The following is a 15,106-nucleotide window of genomic DNA, read 5'->3' as shown; positions in this document are numbered from 1 at the left end:
AGGGGTTGAAGGCAGACGGATGCGACAGCAGCGGCCATTATGAGAGAGGCCGCGCTATTTCGCGACGGATCAGCACCTATTGGAGATAGACTAGCGCGCAGCGGTTGCCGCCGGATGAAGGCGGCGCCGCAGCCTGTTACACGTATCCATACGTCGATGCGGCGCCTGCCGCGAGGAGACTCCGTGAAGCCGCAAGAACTGCCAGATATCGCTCGCGCGCTGTTCGTCATCGCGATCCTCTGCGCACTGACGGTCGGTTCCCTCTACGTCATGCGTCCGTTCATTCCGGGGCTGATCTGGGCGACCATGATCGTCGTCGCGACCTGGCCCGCCATGCTCGCCATCGAGCGGCGCTGCGGCAAGCGGCGCGGCATCGCCACGCTGATCATGCTGCTGATCCTGCTGGTCGTGATCGTCCTGCCGCTCTATTCGGCGATCTCCACGCTCGCAGAGCACGGCAGCGAAATCATGGGCCTGATCCGCAGCCTGCCCAGTTACGAATTGCCGCCGCCACCGCAGTGGATTCACGATATTCCGATGATTGGCGCGCGTATCGCCAACGAATGGCAATCGCTTTCCGATGCCGGTCCCGGCGGCCTGCTCGCGCGTCTCGAACCCTATGTGTCGATCGCGGCGCACTGGTTGATCGGCCATGCGGCTTCGGTGGGCGTGTTCGTGATCCACATGGTCATCACGGTGATCATCACGGGCATTCTCTATATGCAGGGCGAGAGCGCCGCCGCCTTCGTGCTGCGCTTCGCGGAACGCGTCGGCCCGCGTTACGGCGCGGAAGCCGTGCGCCTCGCGGGTGCCGCCATTCGCGCGGTGGCGCTGGGCATCGTCGTGACGGCGGTGCTGCAATCGGCGCTGGGCGGTATCGGCCTCGCGGTGGCGGGCGTGCCGGGCGCGGGTGTGCTCACGGCGTTGATGCTGATGCTGTGTCTCGCGCAGATCGGCCCTGGCCTGCCGCTGTTCGGCGGCGCGATCTGGCTGTTCATGCACGACTCGCACGTGGCGGCGATCCTGCTTGCCGTGTGGTCCGTGATGGTCGTCATGCTCGACAATTTTGTGCGTCCGGTTTTGATCCGGCGTGGCGTCAATCTGTCGATGCTGCTGATTCTCTCGGGCGTGCTGGGCGGCATGTTCGCATTCGGCATCGTCGGGCTGTTTATCGGGCCGGTGATTCTCGCGGTATCGTCCACGCTGCTGACGGCGTGGATCAAGACGGCGCCGTCCACCACCGCAGAAAACGCCTGACGTCTCGTTCATCGGCCCATCCAGACGAAAAACGTCTCGATGGGCCGATTCGTCAGACCGTTCCTTTCCCCGCCCCCCAAAGCCGCAAGACAGCTTGCCGACGCGCCCGCCGGATCGACGTTACGATGACGGCTGGACTTCGCTTGGCCTTTGCGTTCTTCGCGTCTTCGCGTTCACTTGCGCGCCTTAGCGCCTGACTCGCTGCACACGTCGTCCCGCTTCCTCGGAGCGCTTGCGTGGGCATGCGCGGCGCCGCGCTACCAGGAGGGGAAATGGCTCAGTTCAACTGCGACATTTGCGGCGTGCGTCCCGCGACCGTGCGGGTAGCCGTGTTGCAGGACGGCAGGCGGCGCTTTCTCGACGTCTGCGACTATCACTACGCCCAGCTCACGCGCCATCAGCGCACGCTCAGCCCGCTCGAATCGCTGTTTCGCGCCGCGCAGCAGGAGGCGGCGGCCGCGCCCGGGCAGCATCCCACCCACACGATGGAAGCCGGCGACGGCGCGATCGTCGAGCGTCATTTCAGCGATGTCGCGCGCGAATTGCTCCAGCGCGCCGCCGAGCGCGCCTTGCAGTTCGGACGCCGCGAAGTGGACACGGAACATCTGCTCTACGAACTCGCCGGCAACGAAGCGGGCGCGGCGATCCTCGCGCGTCTGGGCATCGAGCCCGCCGACGTGCGCGCCTTTATCGACGCCAATGCGCAAAAGCGCGAACCCATCGCCGCCGGCGACGAAGGCCGCGTGGCCGTTTCGCCGCGCCTCAAAGGCGCGCTCGACCGCGCCTATCTGATCTCGCGCGAACTCGGCCATAGCTACGTCGCGCCCGAACATCTGCTGCTGGGCCTCGCGCAGGTGCCGGACAGTTTCGCGGGACATCTGCTGGCGCGCTACGGCGTCACGCCGCAAAAAGTGCTGCAACGACTCGTGGAAGCGCAAGGCGATTCGCGCGAATTGCCCGCCGCCAAAGCGCCCAGCCCCACGCCGCAACTCGATCAATACAGCCGCGATCTGACCGCGTTGGCAAGCGAAGGCAAACTCGATCCCGTGATCGGGCGTTCGAGCGAAATCGAAACCGTCGTGGAAGTGCTCGCGCGCCGCCGCAAGAATAATCCGGTGCTGATCGGCGAGCCTGGCGTGGGCAAAACCGCGATCGCCGAAGGCCTCGCGCAGCGCATGCTCAACGGCGATGTGCCCGAATCGCTGCGCGGGCGCCGGCTGGTCGAACTCAACGTCAACGGCCTGATTGCGGGCGCGAAGTATCGCGGCGAATTCGAGGAGCGCGTGAAGGGCGTGATGGAGGAAATCTCGCAGCAGCGCGATAACCTCGTGCTCTTTATCGACGAAGTGCACATGATCGTGGGCGCGGGTCAGGGCGGCAACGAAGGCGGGCTCGATATCGCCAACGTCTTCAAACCGGCGATGGCGCGCGGCGAACTGAACCTGATCGGCGCAACCACGCTTTCCGAATACCAGAAGTACATCGAAAAAGACGCGGCGCTCGAACGCCGTTTTCAGCCCGTGTTCGTGGCCGAGCCAAGCGTCGATCAGACCATCAACATCCTGCGCGGTCTGCGCGACAAGCTCGAAGTGCACCACCACGTAACGATTCGCGACGATGCGCTGGTGTCCGCGGCCGAATTGTCCGATCGCTACATCACCGGCCGTTTCCTGCCGGACAAGGCCATCGACCTGATCGATCAGGCCGCCGCGCGCGTGCATCTCTCCGCCACCTCGCGGCCCGCTGCCATTCTCGAACTCGAAGCCGAACTCGCGCAGCTCAAGCGCGAGCAGGACTACGCGGCCACACGCAAAAACTTCGAACGCGCACATGCGCTCGATGAACCGATCGCCGATAAGGAAAAATCGCTCGTCGATGCCACCGGCGAATGGCGCAGCCGTCTGGGCTCGGTCACATCCGACGTGACGACGGAGCAGGTCGCGGAGATCGTTTCGAAGCTCACCGGCGTGCCCGTCACGCAGCTGACCGCCGAAGAACGCACACGTCTGCTCGAAATGGAAAAGCGTCTGCACGAGCGCGTGATTGGCCAGGAGCAGGCGATCGTCGCGGTCAGCGATGCGGTGCGCCGTTCGCGCGCGGGCCTGCGGCGCGGCAGGCGGCCCACGGCGGTGTTCCTGTTCCTCGGGCCAACGGGCGTAGGCAAGACCGAACTGGCGAAGGCGCTGGCCGAAGTCGTGTTCGGCGACGAGGACGCCATCGTGCGCATCGACATGAGCGAGTACATGGAGCGCCATGCGGTGTCGCGCCTGATCGGCTCGCCGCCGGGCTATGTCGGTCATGACGAAGGCGGGCAGTTGACCGAGCGCGTGCGCCGCCGGCCGTACTGCGTGATCCTGCTCGACGAGATCGAGAAGGCTCATTCCGATGTCTATAACGTGCTGCTGCAGGTCTTCGACGATGGCCGCCTCACCGACGGCAAAGGCCGCGTGGTCGATTTCAGCAACACGGTGGTGATCGCCACGAGCAATCTGGGCTCGGAGTCGATTTCGGGGCAAAAGCGTTCGGGGCCGGGCTTTCTGGCGAGCGCCGATGCGTCGATGCAAAGCGCCGTGCTCGGCGAATTGCGCCAGCATTTCCGACCGGAATTTCTCAACCGTATCGACGACATCATCGTCTTCAAGCCGCTCACCGACGACGAATTGCGGGCGATCGTGCGTCTCCAGCTAGAGCAGGTGCAGCGCATGGCGCGCAGCCAGGATATCGATCTCAGCTTCGACGACAGCGTGGTGAATTTCCTCGCTGCCGATGGTTATCGGCCGGAATACGGTGCGCGCGAGTTGAAGCGGCAGATCCAGCAGAGTGTGGAGAACGAACTGGCGAAGGAGATGCTCAAGGGAGCGGTGAAGGAGGGCGCGAAGGTCGTGTGCCGATACGACGCCACGCAGAAGCAGATGGCGTTCGTGACGCAGGGCGCAGGCTGAAGCGCTGCGGCGGTTCGTTTCGTTTGCGCGACGAAAGTTTTCTTTTTATCGGATTGGAAACTGGGAACGCGGCGGCAAGCGTGGAAGCTTGCCGCCGCGTTTTTTTTTGCGCTCGCCTTCTCAGAATAAAAACATTATATGAATAATGTCTAAATATATGACCATGATAGTTGGATATCGAACGGTTTACGTCGTATTACTTACGATTTGACGTAGTTTCGTATCGGATTTCAAGAAAACTTCCCCACAACTCACATGGCTCTCAAAACCGAACGCTTGAGCTTGCCCGTCTCGGTGCGAGGCAGGGCGTCGATAAACGTCACCAGCCGCGGATACTTGTACGCCGCCACGGCGCTTTTCACGAACGCCTGCAATTCCGCCACCATCGCCGCGTTGCCTTTGAATCCGGGGCGCAGCACCACAAACGCTTTCACCACCTGACCGCGCACATCGTCGGGCGCACCGATCACGCCGCACTCGGCGACAGCGGGGTGCTGCATCAGCACTGTCTCAACCTCCGGCCCGGCGATGTTGTAGCCGGACGAAACGATCATGTCGTCCGCGCGTGCCTGGTAGAACACGTAGCCGTCCGCGTCGATCGAAACTGCGTCGCCGGGCAGATTCCAGCCATCGCGCACAAACTTTTTCTGACGATCGTCGGCCAGATAGCGGCAGCCGGTCGGGCCGCGCACCGCCAGGTTGCCGGTTACGCCAGGCGGCACGGGCTGCATCGCGTCGTCGAGCGCCTGAACGATGTAGCCCGGCACCGCGCGGCCAATCGAACCGGGCCGCACATCGTCGCCTGCCGACGACACGAAAATGTGGATCATCTCCGTGCCGCCGATACCGTCGATCATCTCGATGCCGGTCGCCGCGCGCCACAGATCGCGCGTGCCTTGCGGCAGCGCTTCGCCCGCCGACACGGTCTTGCGCAGACTGCCGATATCCGAATCCTTGACGAGTGGCGCCATTTGCCGGTAGAACGTGGGCGCCGTGAACACGACGCTCGCCCGAAATCGCTCGATGGTTTGCAACAGCAGCGCAGGCGTGAGTTTCTCGATCAGCACGGTCGAAGCGCCCACACGTAGCGGAAAGCAGAGCAGGCCGCCCAGCCCGAACGTAAACGCGAGCGGCGGCGTACCGCAGAACACGTCGGCGGCGGAGGGTTTGAGCACGTGGCGTGGGAACAGATCGCACATCGCGAGCACGTCGCGATGGAAATGCATGCACCCCTTGGGCATGCCCGTCGTGCCGCTCGTGAAGGCGATCAGGCAGACGTCGTCGCTTGCCGTATCGCAGGCGGTGAAGGTGGCGGGTTTCGCAGTTGCGAGGCTTTCCAGACTCTCCGGTGCGTCGTCGTGAAAATAAAGGACCTGCTTCAGGTCTGCGCAGAAGAACTCATCCTGCGGGTTTGTACAGCGCGCGAGTTCGTCGGCGAGACGCACATCGCAAAGCGCCGCGCGAACCTGCGCCTTATCGATGATCTGCTTGAGTTCCTTTGCACGCAGCAGCGGCATGGTGGGCACGGCTACGAGGCCGGCCTTCAACGCGGCCAGCAGCGCCACGGCCATCTGCAGCGTATTGGGGCCACGCAACAGCACGCGATTGCCGGGCTCCAGGCCCATGTTGTCGATCAACACATGCGCGCTACGATCGACCATCTCGCGCAATTGCGCATAGGTTGTTGCTTCAGGCCGGTCATCGACTTCTGACCAGATGGCGGGGCGATCGCCATATCCGGCGGCGATGGCGCCGTCCAGCAACTCGGCCGCGCAATTCAGCCGTTCTGGGTAGTCAACATCGGGATTGTCCAGCAGCAGCACGGGCCATTGCGATTCGGGCGGCAGATGATCGCGTGCGAATGTATCCCCATGAGCGGTCGGTTGCATGGTATCTCCGGCTGGCTGGTCGAACAGTTCTCTTGTGTAGTACTGCTGCGTGTTTTCACGCTGACACGTGCCCTGACGCGCATTCAGCGCTATGAATCAGAGCGACGCGCATCGTCGGGAATCACCGCGGTGGCCTCAATTTCCACCTTCGCTTCGTCCTCCACCAGCGCGACCACCTGAACCGCGCTCATGGCAATATCATAGTCACCAATCAACTCGCGAAACGCCGAGCCAATTTCCTTTAGCGATGCAAGGTATTCTTTCTTGTCGATGACATACCAGGTCAGGCGCACGAGATGCTCGGGCTTGCCGCCTGCTGCTTCCAGCACGGCGACGATATTGCGCAGCGCCTGCACCGCCTGGGCGCCGAATTCACGGCTCGTAAAACGCGCGCTCTCGTCCCAGCCAATCTGGCCAGCGATAAAAACCTGCGTGCCGCGCGCGGCCACGCCGTTGGCATAACCGCGCGGCTTGACCCAGCCAGCGGGAAGTAGGGCTTGTTTCATGAGGTTTTCGCCTTGTTCGATGACTGCGCCGCGTGATATTCCTTCAACAGATCCCGGCCGACAATCAATTGCTGCACTTCGGTCGCGCCTTCGTAAATGCGCAGCGCGCGAATCTCGCGATAAAGCGATTCGACCATCGTGCCGCTCTGCACGCCCATGCCGCCCCAAAGCTGCACGGCCGCGTCGATCACCTGTTGCGCGCCTTCGCTGGCATGCCACTTCGCCATCGCCGCTTCGCGCGTCACGCTCTCGCCCTGGTCGCGCAGCCACGCGGCGCGATAGACGAGCAGGGCGCTGCTGTCGATGGTGAGCGCCATCTGCGCGAGCTTTGCCTGCGTCAACTGGAAGTCGCCCAGCGTCTGGTTGAACATCTTGCGCGAGGCAGCGCGGGCGAGACCTTCGGCCATTGCCCGGCGCGCAAATCCCAACGATGCCGCCGCCACCGACGTGCGGAAAATATCGAGCGTACGCATGGCGATCTTGAAGCCTTCGCCCGGCGTGCCCAGCAATTGCTGCTTGCTCACGCGCGCATTTGTGAAGCGCAGACGCGCGAGCGGATGCGGCGCAATCACGTCGATTCGCTCGGCAATTTCGAGGCCTGGTGTATCCGCGTCCACAATGATTGCGCTGATGCCGCGCGCGCCAGGGGCCTCGCCGGTACGTGCGAACACCACATAAAAATCCGCAATGCCGCCGTTCGAGATCCACGTCTTTTCGCCATCGAGCACGTAATGATCGCCTTCGTCGCGTGCGGCCAGTGCCATGGCGGCCACGTCCGAACCGGCATCCGGCTCGGACAGCGCGAAGGCGGCAATCGCTTCGCCCTGTGCAACGCGCGGCAAATAGCGCGCTTTCTGCGCTTCGGTGCCCGCGAGCGAGATCGCACCCGAACCCAGGCCTTGCATCGCCAGGGCGAAATCGGCGAGACCCGAATGTTTCGCCAGCGTTTCACGCAGCAGACAAACGGCGCGCGTATCGATGGTGTCGCCATGCCCGCCGTAAGCCGTACCGCCCACGCCGTAGCGCAGCCATCCCGCCGCGCCCAGCTTGCGCACCAGCGCGCGACAGGTGTTATCGACATCGTCGTGCGGCACATGGGCGAGATGGTCGCGCGCCCACGCTTCCACGTCGGTCGCTAGCGTGCGGTGGCGGTCTTCGAAAAACGGCCACGCCAGCGCGCCGTGCAGTTGCTCTTCAGCCGATACGCTCACCGCTCAGTCTCCCTTGAAATCCGGCCGCGATTTCGCAGCGAAAGCGTCATACGCGCGGCCAAAATCGCGCGTTGCCATGCAGATGGCTTGCGCTTGCGCTTCGGATTCGATCGCTTCGTCGATGCTCATGGTCCATTCCTGATGCAGCATCTTCTTGGTGATGCCATGCGCGAACGTTGGCCCGCTGGCCAGATCGGCGGCGAGTTTTTGGGCTTCGGCCAGCAAGGCATCGGGTTCGCACAGGCGGTTGTAGAAACCCCATGCGTGGCCTTCCTCGCCGCTCGCGGAACGGCCGGTGTAGAGCAATTCGGCAGCACGTCCCTGGCCGATAATGCGCGGCAAGATTGCGCACGCACCCATATCGCAACCGGCCAGCCCCACGCGCGTAAACAGAAACGCAAGTTTGCTGCGCGCCGTCGCGTAGCGCATATCGGAGGCCATGGCGAGAATCGCACCTGCACCGGCGCAAACGCCGTCTACCGCCGCAATAATCGGCTGCGGGCAATGGCGCATCGCTTTCACAAGGTCGCCGGTCATGCGCGTAAACATCAGCAATTCCGGCATCGGCAGATCGACAAGCGGGCCGATGATGTCGTGCACGTCGCCGCCCGAGCAGAAGTTTTCGCCCGCACCATGCAGCACGACCGCTTTCACATCGGTTGCGTAAGCAAGCTGGCGAAACAGGTCGCGCAACGCCGCATAGGATTCGAACGTCAGCGGATTCTTGCGCTCGGGACGGTTGAGCGTGATCGTTGCCACGTTCGCGTCCACCGACCAGCCGAAGTGCGTCGCTTCATAGCCCGCAAGCGTCGTGCGGTTGCCTGCAAAAAGCGCCTGGGCAGCGGAGCGTTCTGTCGTCAAGATGTGTCTCCTTCCTGATCTCTGTAATGGCTCGGGGTTTGCAGGCTGCCGGCGCTAGCCGTCGATACCTTTGCGCAAATGCTGTTTGAGCTTGCCGAGCCGGTCGTGCATTTTCGATTTTTCATCGAGCGACAAGCCGCCGAACATCTCCACGACCCATTGCTCGTGCGCCGCCGCCATGCGATCGAATGCAGCACGGCCCTCGGACGTCAGCCGCACGGCAATCGAGCGGCGGTCTTCGGGATCCGCATCGCGCGTGACGAGGCCTTCTTTTTCAAGCTGATCGGTAATACCGGTGACGTTGCCGCCCGTCACCATCAGGCGGCGAGAAAGTTCAGTCATACGGAGTCCTTCAGGATGCCGCTCCAGTTGCGCCATCAGATCGAAACGCGGCAACGTGGTGTCGAATTCCGCGCGCAAACGGCGCCGCAATTCGGCTTCCACCAGATTCGTCGTGGTCAGCAGTCGTAGCCACAGCCGCAATCCCATATGGCTATCGGTGCCCGTACTCATTTCCATATCGACGACATTGTCCGCCGGCTTTTCGACACCCTTGCGCGTGGATCTGGCGGCAGCGTTCTTGCGGGCGGGCAGGGGCGAGGTCATGTGATTTCTCCACCGGAAACAGATATCGATTGCCCGGTGATCGCGGACGATCCGGGCGCACTCAGCCACAACACGGCATGGGCGACTTCGTCGGGCTGGACGAAGCGCTGCTGCGGGTTGTGGCGCACCAGGATGCTACGCGCCTCGGCTTCGCTACGCGAGGTCTTGCGCGTGATCTGATCGAGCGAAGCCTGCAAAAGCTCCGTTTCCGTGTAGCCCGGGCAAACGGCATTGACGGTCACGCCTTGCGTCGCCACTTCCAGCGCAAGTGCGCGCGTCATGCCGATTACCCCATGTTTCGAGGCGCAATATGCGGCCACGTAGGGATAACCGACCTGGCCCGCCGTGCTCGCCACGTTCACAATCCGGCCGCTCTTTTTTGCAAGCATCGCGGGCAGCGCCGCGCGCGTGCAGAGAAACGCACCTGTGAGATTGACGTCGAGCATGCGCTTCCAGAGCGCGAGATCGGTTTGCATGAATGGCGCGGCGCTCGCCTGGCCCGCGTTATTGACGAGGATATCGACTTCGCCGAGACCTTCGGTTGCATGCATGAAAGCGGCGTTGACCGCCGCTTCATCGGCGACATCGACGCTCACGCAGGCAATGCTTTCACCACCGCCCAGCGCGCTACGCTGCGCGTCCAGTCTGGCGGCATCGCGTCCCATCAGCGTGACGCGTGCGCCCGCGCGCAACAGCATGGCCGCCGTCGCCGCGCCAATACCGCTGCCGCCTCCCGTCACGACAGCATGGCGTCCGCTCAGGATCGACTCGTTCATCTCAGACCGTCCCTTCGGCGCGTTGCGCGCGTTCGAGCGGCGAGAGACCCGCGGCCGCCGCTGCGGCGGCGCGCTCGCGCTCGATATTGCGTTCGAGTTGCGTTTTCGCCGCCCTATACTGAGGCGGCCACATCACGTCGAAATAGCCTATTTTTGCGGCCTCGTTGAGTGTCCACGCCGGATTGGCCAGATGCGGACGCGCCACCGCGCAAAGGTCGGCACGACCTGCCGCGATGATGCCGTTGACGTGATCGGCCTCGGAAATCGCGCCCACGGCAATCGTGGCGATACCGGCTTCATTGCGGATGCGGTCCGCAAACGGCGTCTGAAACATACGGCCAAATACAGGCTTTTCTTCCTTGCTGACCTGACCGGACGATACGTCGATCATGTCCGCGCCCGCAGCCTTGAAGGCGCGCGCGATTTCGACGGCATCGTCGGGCGTGATCCCGCCTTCTACCCAATCGTGCGCGGAAATCCGCACGGAAATCGGCTTGTCCTGCGGCCATGCTTGACGAACCGCCTTGAAAACCTGCAGCGGATAGCGCAGCCGATTTTCCAGCGAGCCGCCATATTCGTCGCCCCGTTGATTCGTGAGCGGCGAAAGAAAACTCGAAAGCAAATAACCGTGCGCGCAGTGCAATTCGAGCCAATCAAAACCGGCAACAGCAGCCATTTCCGTCGAGCGCACGAATTGCGCTTCGATTTCGCGCAGCTCTTCCACACTCGCTTCGTGCGACCACTGGCTCACGTCACGCAGGTACTGTTGAGGCGATGCGGACACAAGCGGCCAGTTGCCATCGTCGAGCGGCTGGTCGATGCCTTCCCACGCCACGCGCGTCGAGCCCTTCGCGCCCGAATGCCCCAACTGCATGCCGATCTTCGCATCCGACTGCGCATGCACGAAATCGACAATGCGCTTCCACGCGCTCAAATGCGCGGGTGTGTACATGCCGGGGCAAGCGGGCGTAATGCGCGCTTCAGGCGACACGCAGGTCATTTCCGTCATCACGAGACCCGCGCCGCCCATCGCTCGCGCGCCCAGATGCATCAGGTGATAATCGCCCGCCACGCCGTCCAGCGCGGAATATTGCGCCATCGGCGAGACCACGACGCGGTTCTTGAGCGTGACGCCACGCAGCGTAAAAGGTGTGAACATCGGCGGCACGGCGCGCGCGCCGGCACCGGCGCGTTGCGCGAGCCACGATTCGAAACCGCCCAGATACTGCGCGTCGCGTGCACGCAGATTCTCGTGCGAAATGCGTTGCGAGCGCGTGAGCAGCGAATACGCAAACTGCTCGGGCTCGAACTTCGCATATCGATCGACGTGCTCGAACCATTCGGTGGAATTGCGCGCGGCGTTCTGAATACGCAGCACATCGACGCTACGCACGTTCGTGTAATGCTGGAGTGCAGCGCGCAAATCTTGCGGATGCGTGTCCATGCTATTGGCCAGTTCGATTACATCCTCGAGCGCGAGCTTGGTGCCCGAGCCAATCGAAAAATGCGCGGTATGCGCTGCATCGCCCATCAATACGATGGGAATCTGCTCGCCATCCGCACGGGTTTTCCAGTGCACCCACTCGCGATTGACCACGCGCGGAAAGCGAATCCATTGCGACGATCCGCGCAGATGCCCGGCATTCGAGCGCAGTGCATGACCGTCCAGATAACGCGCGAATAGCTTTTCGCAAAACGCGATGCTGTTTTCCTTGCTCATCGATTCAAGGCCCGCCGCGCGCCAGACAGGCTCCGGCGCTTCGACGATAAACGTCGACGTGTTGTCGTCGAAACGATAGGCATGCGCCTGAAACCAGCCGAATTCGGTTTCTTCGAATGCAAACGTAAAGGCGTCGAATAGCTTCGAGGTCCCGAGCCAGACAAAGCGGCAATCGCGCAGATCGATATCGGGTTGATAGGTCGCCGCGTATTTCTGGCGTGTGGCGCTATTCAGGCCGTCGCTGGCGATGATGAGATCGGCGTTCTGGATATCGTCGTCGCTGATCTGCGATTCGAACACCAGCTTTACATCAAGCTGTTCGCAACGCGCCTGCAGGATATTCAGCAGGCGCTTACGCCCGATTCCGCAAAAGCCGTGGCCCGACGATCGCACCGCGCGGCCACGAAAATGGATCTCGATGTCGTCCCAATGATTGAACGCGTCGAGGATTTCAGCGGCGCTTTCAGGGTCGGCGGCGCGCAGATTGCCCAGCGTCTGATCCGAAAACACCACGCCCCAGCCGAACGTATCGTAGGGGCGGTTCCGCTCGATCACGCTGATGTCGTAATCCGGATGACGCCGCTTCATCAACAGGCCGAAGTACAGGCCGGCCGGGCCGCCACCGATGCAAACAATGCGCATGCTCGTTACCTCGCTCGATCCGTAAGGGCAGAGTAGGCTTAAATACTTTAGGTGTCAAGTAATTAGCCGGGAGCGCGGGTAAGTCCTGACGCACGCCGAAACTTACGGCGATCTTTCGGATTGAGGCTCAACGTTGTCGAAACTGCAGTCGATCCGCCGACTATGCGATCCTGCCAATCGGCAGGCGTAAGCCGTGAATCAAAGCTGGCATTGAATTCGCATACGAAATCGCGCCGCGTCGCGTTCAGTCGAATTACGCAGCGGCTTTCAAATGTATTCCGGCGTTATTCCGTTTTTTGTTTTTAGATCAGCAATCCTTACGAATTGCTTCGCGTGTGCAGAACGCGCGAAGCGTTCGAGCCATCGCTATCCGGTCATTTTTCGTCTCTCCACCGTACGATCCGAACCGAGCGGGAGCCTTCATTGATGAGCCACACAGCGCAGCGATCGACCGCAATCGACTTCTTTCGCGGCTTCGCCCTGATCGCCATTGCACTCGACCATATTCCTTCCAGCGTGCTTTCGCACGGCATGCTGCACACTTTCGCGTATTGCGATTCGGCGGAAGTTTTCGTGTTCGTGAGCGGTTATGTGTCGGCTGCGAGCTGGCTTGCGATTGCTGCACGCAAGGGCATCGATGCTGCAAACTGGCGCTTTTTTCGCCGCAGCCGCGAAATCTACGCTGCCTATCTGTGCGCGGCGGTATTGATGCTGCTTTCTGGTGCGGCGGCTGTGGCCTTACATGTGGATTCGCCGTTGATCGGCGAAACGGGGCTCGCGCGCTTCATGGCGCATCCGCTTGCGATGCTCGGCAATATCGCCGTCTTTCGCGATCAGCCCTATCTGGCCGGTGTCTTGCCGCTCTATGTGCTGCTCGTGCTCGCGCTGCCCTGGGTGATGCCGCTCGCGCGGCGCGCGCCTGAAATCGCCCTGTCCGGCAGCTTCGCGCTCTGGTTCGCGAGTAGCTGGCTTGGCGGCTATCTGCCTTCCGTGCCCGGTTCGATCTGGCCGTTCAATCCGTTCGCGTGGCAAGCGATGTTCATGCTTGGCCTGCTGTGCCGCCTTTATCCGCTGTCGAATGCATTTCAGACTTCGCGTTCCGGACACGCGTTGACGGTGCTTGCCTGCGTGCTGGTCGGCACCTTTGCGTTCGTGCGTCTTTTCGTCGAAGTCGATCCGCAGCCGGGATATATGAAACAGAATCTCGCGAGCCTGCGCATCGTCAGTTTTGCTGCAGTGGCGTGGCTTGCGGCGCAGGCGACGCGGCTAGGCTGGATAAGCGCGCTTGCACGGCGTTTGCCGGGCGTCGTCACAGTGGGGCAGCAGGGGCTGGTGTGTTTCGTGGGCGGCGCGCTGGCATCGAATGTGATCGATACGCTATTGCGCGCGACGCATGTGAATACGTTTCTGCCCGCGCGTCTCGCAGGCGATGCGTTGGCGATCGCAGCGCTACTGATGCTCGCCGGCGGCGCGCGCAAATGGAAAGGCGTGCGGCTTCCGGTTGCGGCGACGTGAAACGATGCGATGCGAAGGTGAGTGTTTGCGGGATCGATGAAGCTTTCTGTCGCCGCTTGTTAGCGCAAGAGCGGGCAGAGATTCCCCGTGCGAAGACAAAGCTCCCACACTCAAGGTGAGATTTTGCGGGAGCTTTGTTGAGTGACGATTACGCCAGCTCGCGCACATCCGCAGTCGGCGACGTGCCGAATGCGTCGCTCAATGCATAGTCGATCAACTGGCGCGCGCAATCTTCGGGCGAGGTCAATTTGCCCGTTTGCTTGAGTTCTTCGAAACGGCCGCGCAGCGGGAAATGATCGACGCTGGTCGCGCGGATCGTCGCCTGCATGCCGGTGTCCACCACGCCCGGCGCCACGCTGCCGATGCGCACGCCGTCCGGTGCATCGAGCGCGACGGCGCGCGCGTGGTGATCGAGCGCCGCCTTGGTGGCGCAGTAGACGCTCCAGCCCGAATATGCGTTGCGCGCCGCGCCGCTCGACAGATGGACGATGCGGCGCTCGCCGGCCTGCACGGTGGCGAGCGCATTGGCGAGCATCAGCGGAGCCGCGACATTGAGCGTGACGGCACGGGCGATGGCGCTCGCGTCCTGGGCGCCCAGCGGCGCGATCGGATCGACGGTCCCGGCGTTGTTGAACAGCAGCACGCACTGCGCGCCTTGCGCGAAATCCTGCAGCGCGCCGCTGGCCAGCCATTTTTCGACGGCGGCGGGATCGGCGAGGTCGAGGGATGCTTCTACAAATTTCGCTGCCGTTGCAGCGTTCGCGGAGTTTGCAGGGTGCTCGCGCTGCGCGAGCGTCGGATGCGCGCTGCGGCCCACGCCCAGGACATCGATCTGGCGCTCGAGCAGCAATTCGGCCAGCGCGGCGCCCAGTCCGCGCGAATGACCGGTCACGATGGCGCGCACCGGCGCAGGGGAAATAGCGGTTTGAGTCATGATTTACTGGGAGAAATCGAAAAAATCGTGGGCGAAAACGCGGCGTCAACGCGACACTTCTGCCGATGATCCGGGGATGAACGCCGAAATAAAATCGTGGAATCGTAGGGCCAAATCGGACCGATCACGATGAGAAAGGGCCGGCTTTTTGCAAAGCACGCGCTTTAAATCGGCGTAATCCGGCCTTTTGAGGTGTATCAAAATTCACGTAATTCGCGCCGGTACGGGCCTCAAAAGCAGCGCCAAA

The 15,106-nt window shown here is 62.4% G+C and carries 11 protein-coding genes; 3 read left to right on the top strand and 8 right to left on the bottom strand.

Annotated elements, in window-relative coordinates:
• The first annotated feature begins 183 nt into the window (after positions 1–183).
• Both ydiK and U5A67_RS03310 read left to right on the top strand, forming a co-directional pair.
• Complete coding sequence (gene ydiK / locus U5A67_RS03315) at positions 184–1,257, top strand: AI-2E family transporter YdiK (RefSeq protein WP_321813038.1); 1,074 nt, start codon at positions 184–186, stop codon at positions 1,255–1,257.
• Between the two features lie 272 nt (positions 1,258–1,529).
• Complete coding sequence (locus tag U5A67_RS03310) at positions 1,530–4,199, top strand: ATP-dependent Clp protease ATP-binding subunit (protein ID WP_321813037.1); 2,670 nt, start codon at positions 1,530–1,532, stop codon at positions 4,197–4,199.
• A gap of 251 nt (positions 4,200–4,450) precedes the next feature.
• Here the strand turns inward: U5A67_RS03310 and U5A67_RS03305 are convergent, their stop codons facing one another.
• The 7 genes from U5A67_RS03305 to U5A67_RS03275 form a co-directional block, all read right to left on the bottom strand.
• The gene (locus U5A67_RS03305) at positions 4,451–6,088 is read right to left on the bottom strand and encodes an AMP-binding protein (RefSeq protein ID WP_321813036.1); all 1,638 of its coding nucleotides are present in this window, start codon (positions 6,086–6,088) and stop codon (positions 4,451–4,453) included.
• Between the two features lie 89 nt (positions 6,089–6,177).
• A complete protein-coding gene (locus U5A67_RS03300; RefSeq protein ID WP_205982560.1) occupies positions 6,178–6,594 on the bottom strand; it encodes a RidA family protein in 417 nt (138 codons plus the stop codon).
• A complete protein-coding gene (locus tag U5A67_RS03295) occupies positions 6,591–7,805 on the bottom strand; it encodes an acyl-CoA dehydrogenase family protein (RefSeq protein WP_321813035.1) in 1,215 nt (404 codons plus the stop codon). Before U5A67_RS03295 ends, U5A67_RS03300 begins: the two co-directional genes overlap by 4 nt.
• A 3-nt stretch (positions 7,806–7,808) precedes the next feature.
• Positions 7,809–8,666, bottom strand: coding sequence for an enoyl-CoA hydratase family protein (locus tag U5A67_RS03290; RefSeq protein ID WP_321813034.1), 858 nt, complete (start codon positions 8,664–8,666; stop codon positions 7,809–7,811).
• A gap of 54 nt (positions 8,667–8,720) precedes the next feature.
• Positions 8,721–9,272 (bottom strand): MarR family transcriptional regulator, encoded by a 552-nt coding sequence (locus U5A67_RS03285; RefSeq protein ID WP_321813033.1) that lies wholly within the window; start codon positions 9,270–9,272, stop codon positions 8,721–8,723.
• On the bottom strand, positions 9,269–10,048 hold the full coding sequence (locus U5A67_RS03280; protein ID WP_321813032.1) for an SDR family NAD(P)-dependent oxidoreductase: 780 nt from the start codon (positions 10,046–10,048) through the stop codon (positions 9,269–9,271). The genes U5A67_RS03285 and U5A67_RS03280 overlap by 4 nt, the downstream gene beginning before the upstream one ends.
• Position 10,049: 1 nt before the next feature.
• Positions 10,050–12,410, bottom strand: coding sequence for a bifunctional salicylyl-CoA 5-hydroxylase/oxidoreductase (locus tag U5A67_RS03275; protein ID WP_321813031.1), 2,361 nt, complete (start codon positions 12,408–12,410; stop codon positions 10,050–10,052).
• Between the two features lie 426 nt (positions 12,411–12,836).
• Here U5A67_RS03275 and opgC point away from each other — a divergent pair, with 426 nt between their 5' ends.
• A complete protein-coding gene (gene opgC, locus U5A67_RS03270) occupies positions 12,837–13,925 on the top strand; it encodes an OpgC domain-containing protein (RefSeq protein ID WP_321813030.1) in 1,089 nt (362 codons plus the stop codon).
• A gap of 148 nt (positions 13,926–14,073) precedes the next feature.
• Here the strand turns inward: opgC and U5A67_RS03265 are convergent, their stop codons facing one another.
• Entirely contained in the window at positions 14,074–14,859 is a 786-nt protein-coding gene (locus tag U5A67_RS03265; RefSeq protein WP_321813029.1) for an SDR family oxidoreductase, read from the bottom strand.
• Positions 14,860–15,106 lie beyond the last annotated feature (247 nt).

It is taken from the genome of Paraburkholderia sp. J69-1 (assembly GCF_905220255.1).
GTDB lineage: Bacteria > Pseudomonadota > Gammaproteobacteria > Burkholderiales > Burkholderiaceae > Paraburkholderia.
The sequence above is the reverse complement of the archived record's forward strand: the minus strand, read 5'-3'. Positions and strand labels throughout refer to the sequence as shown.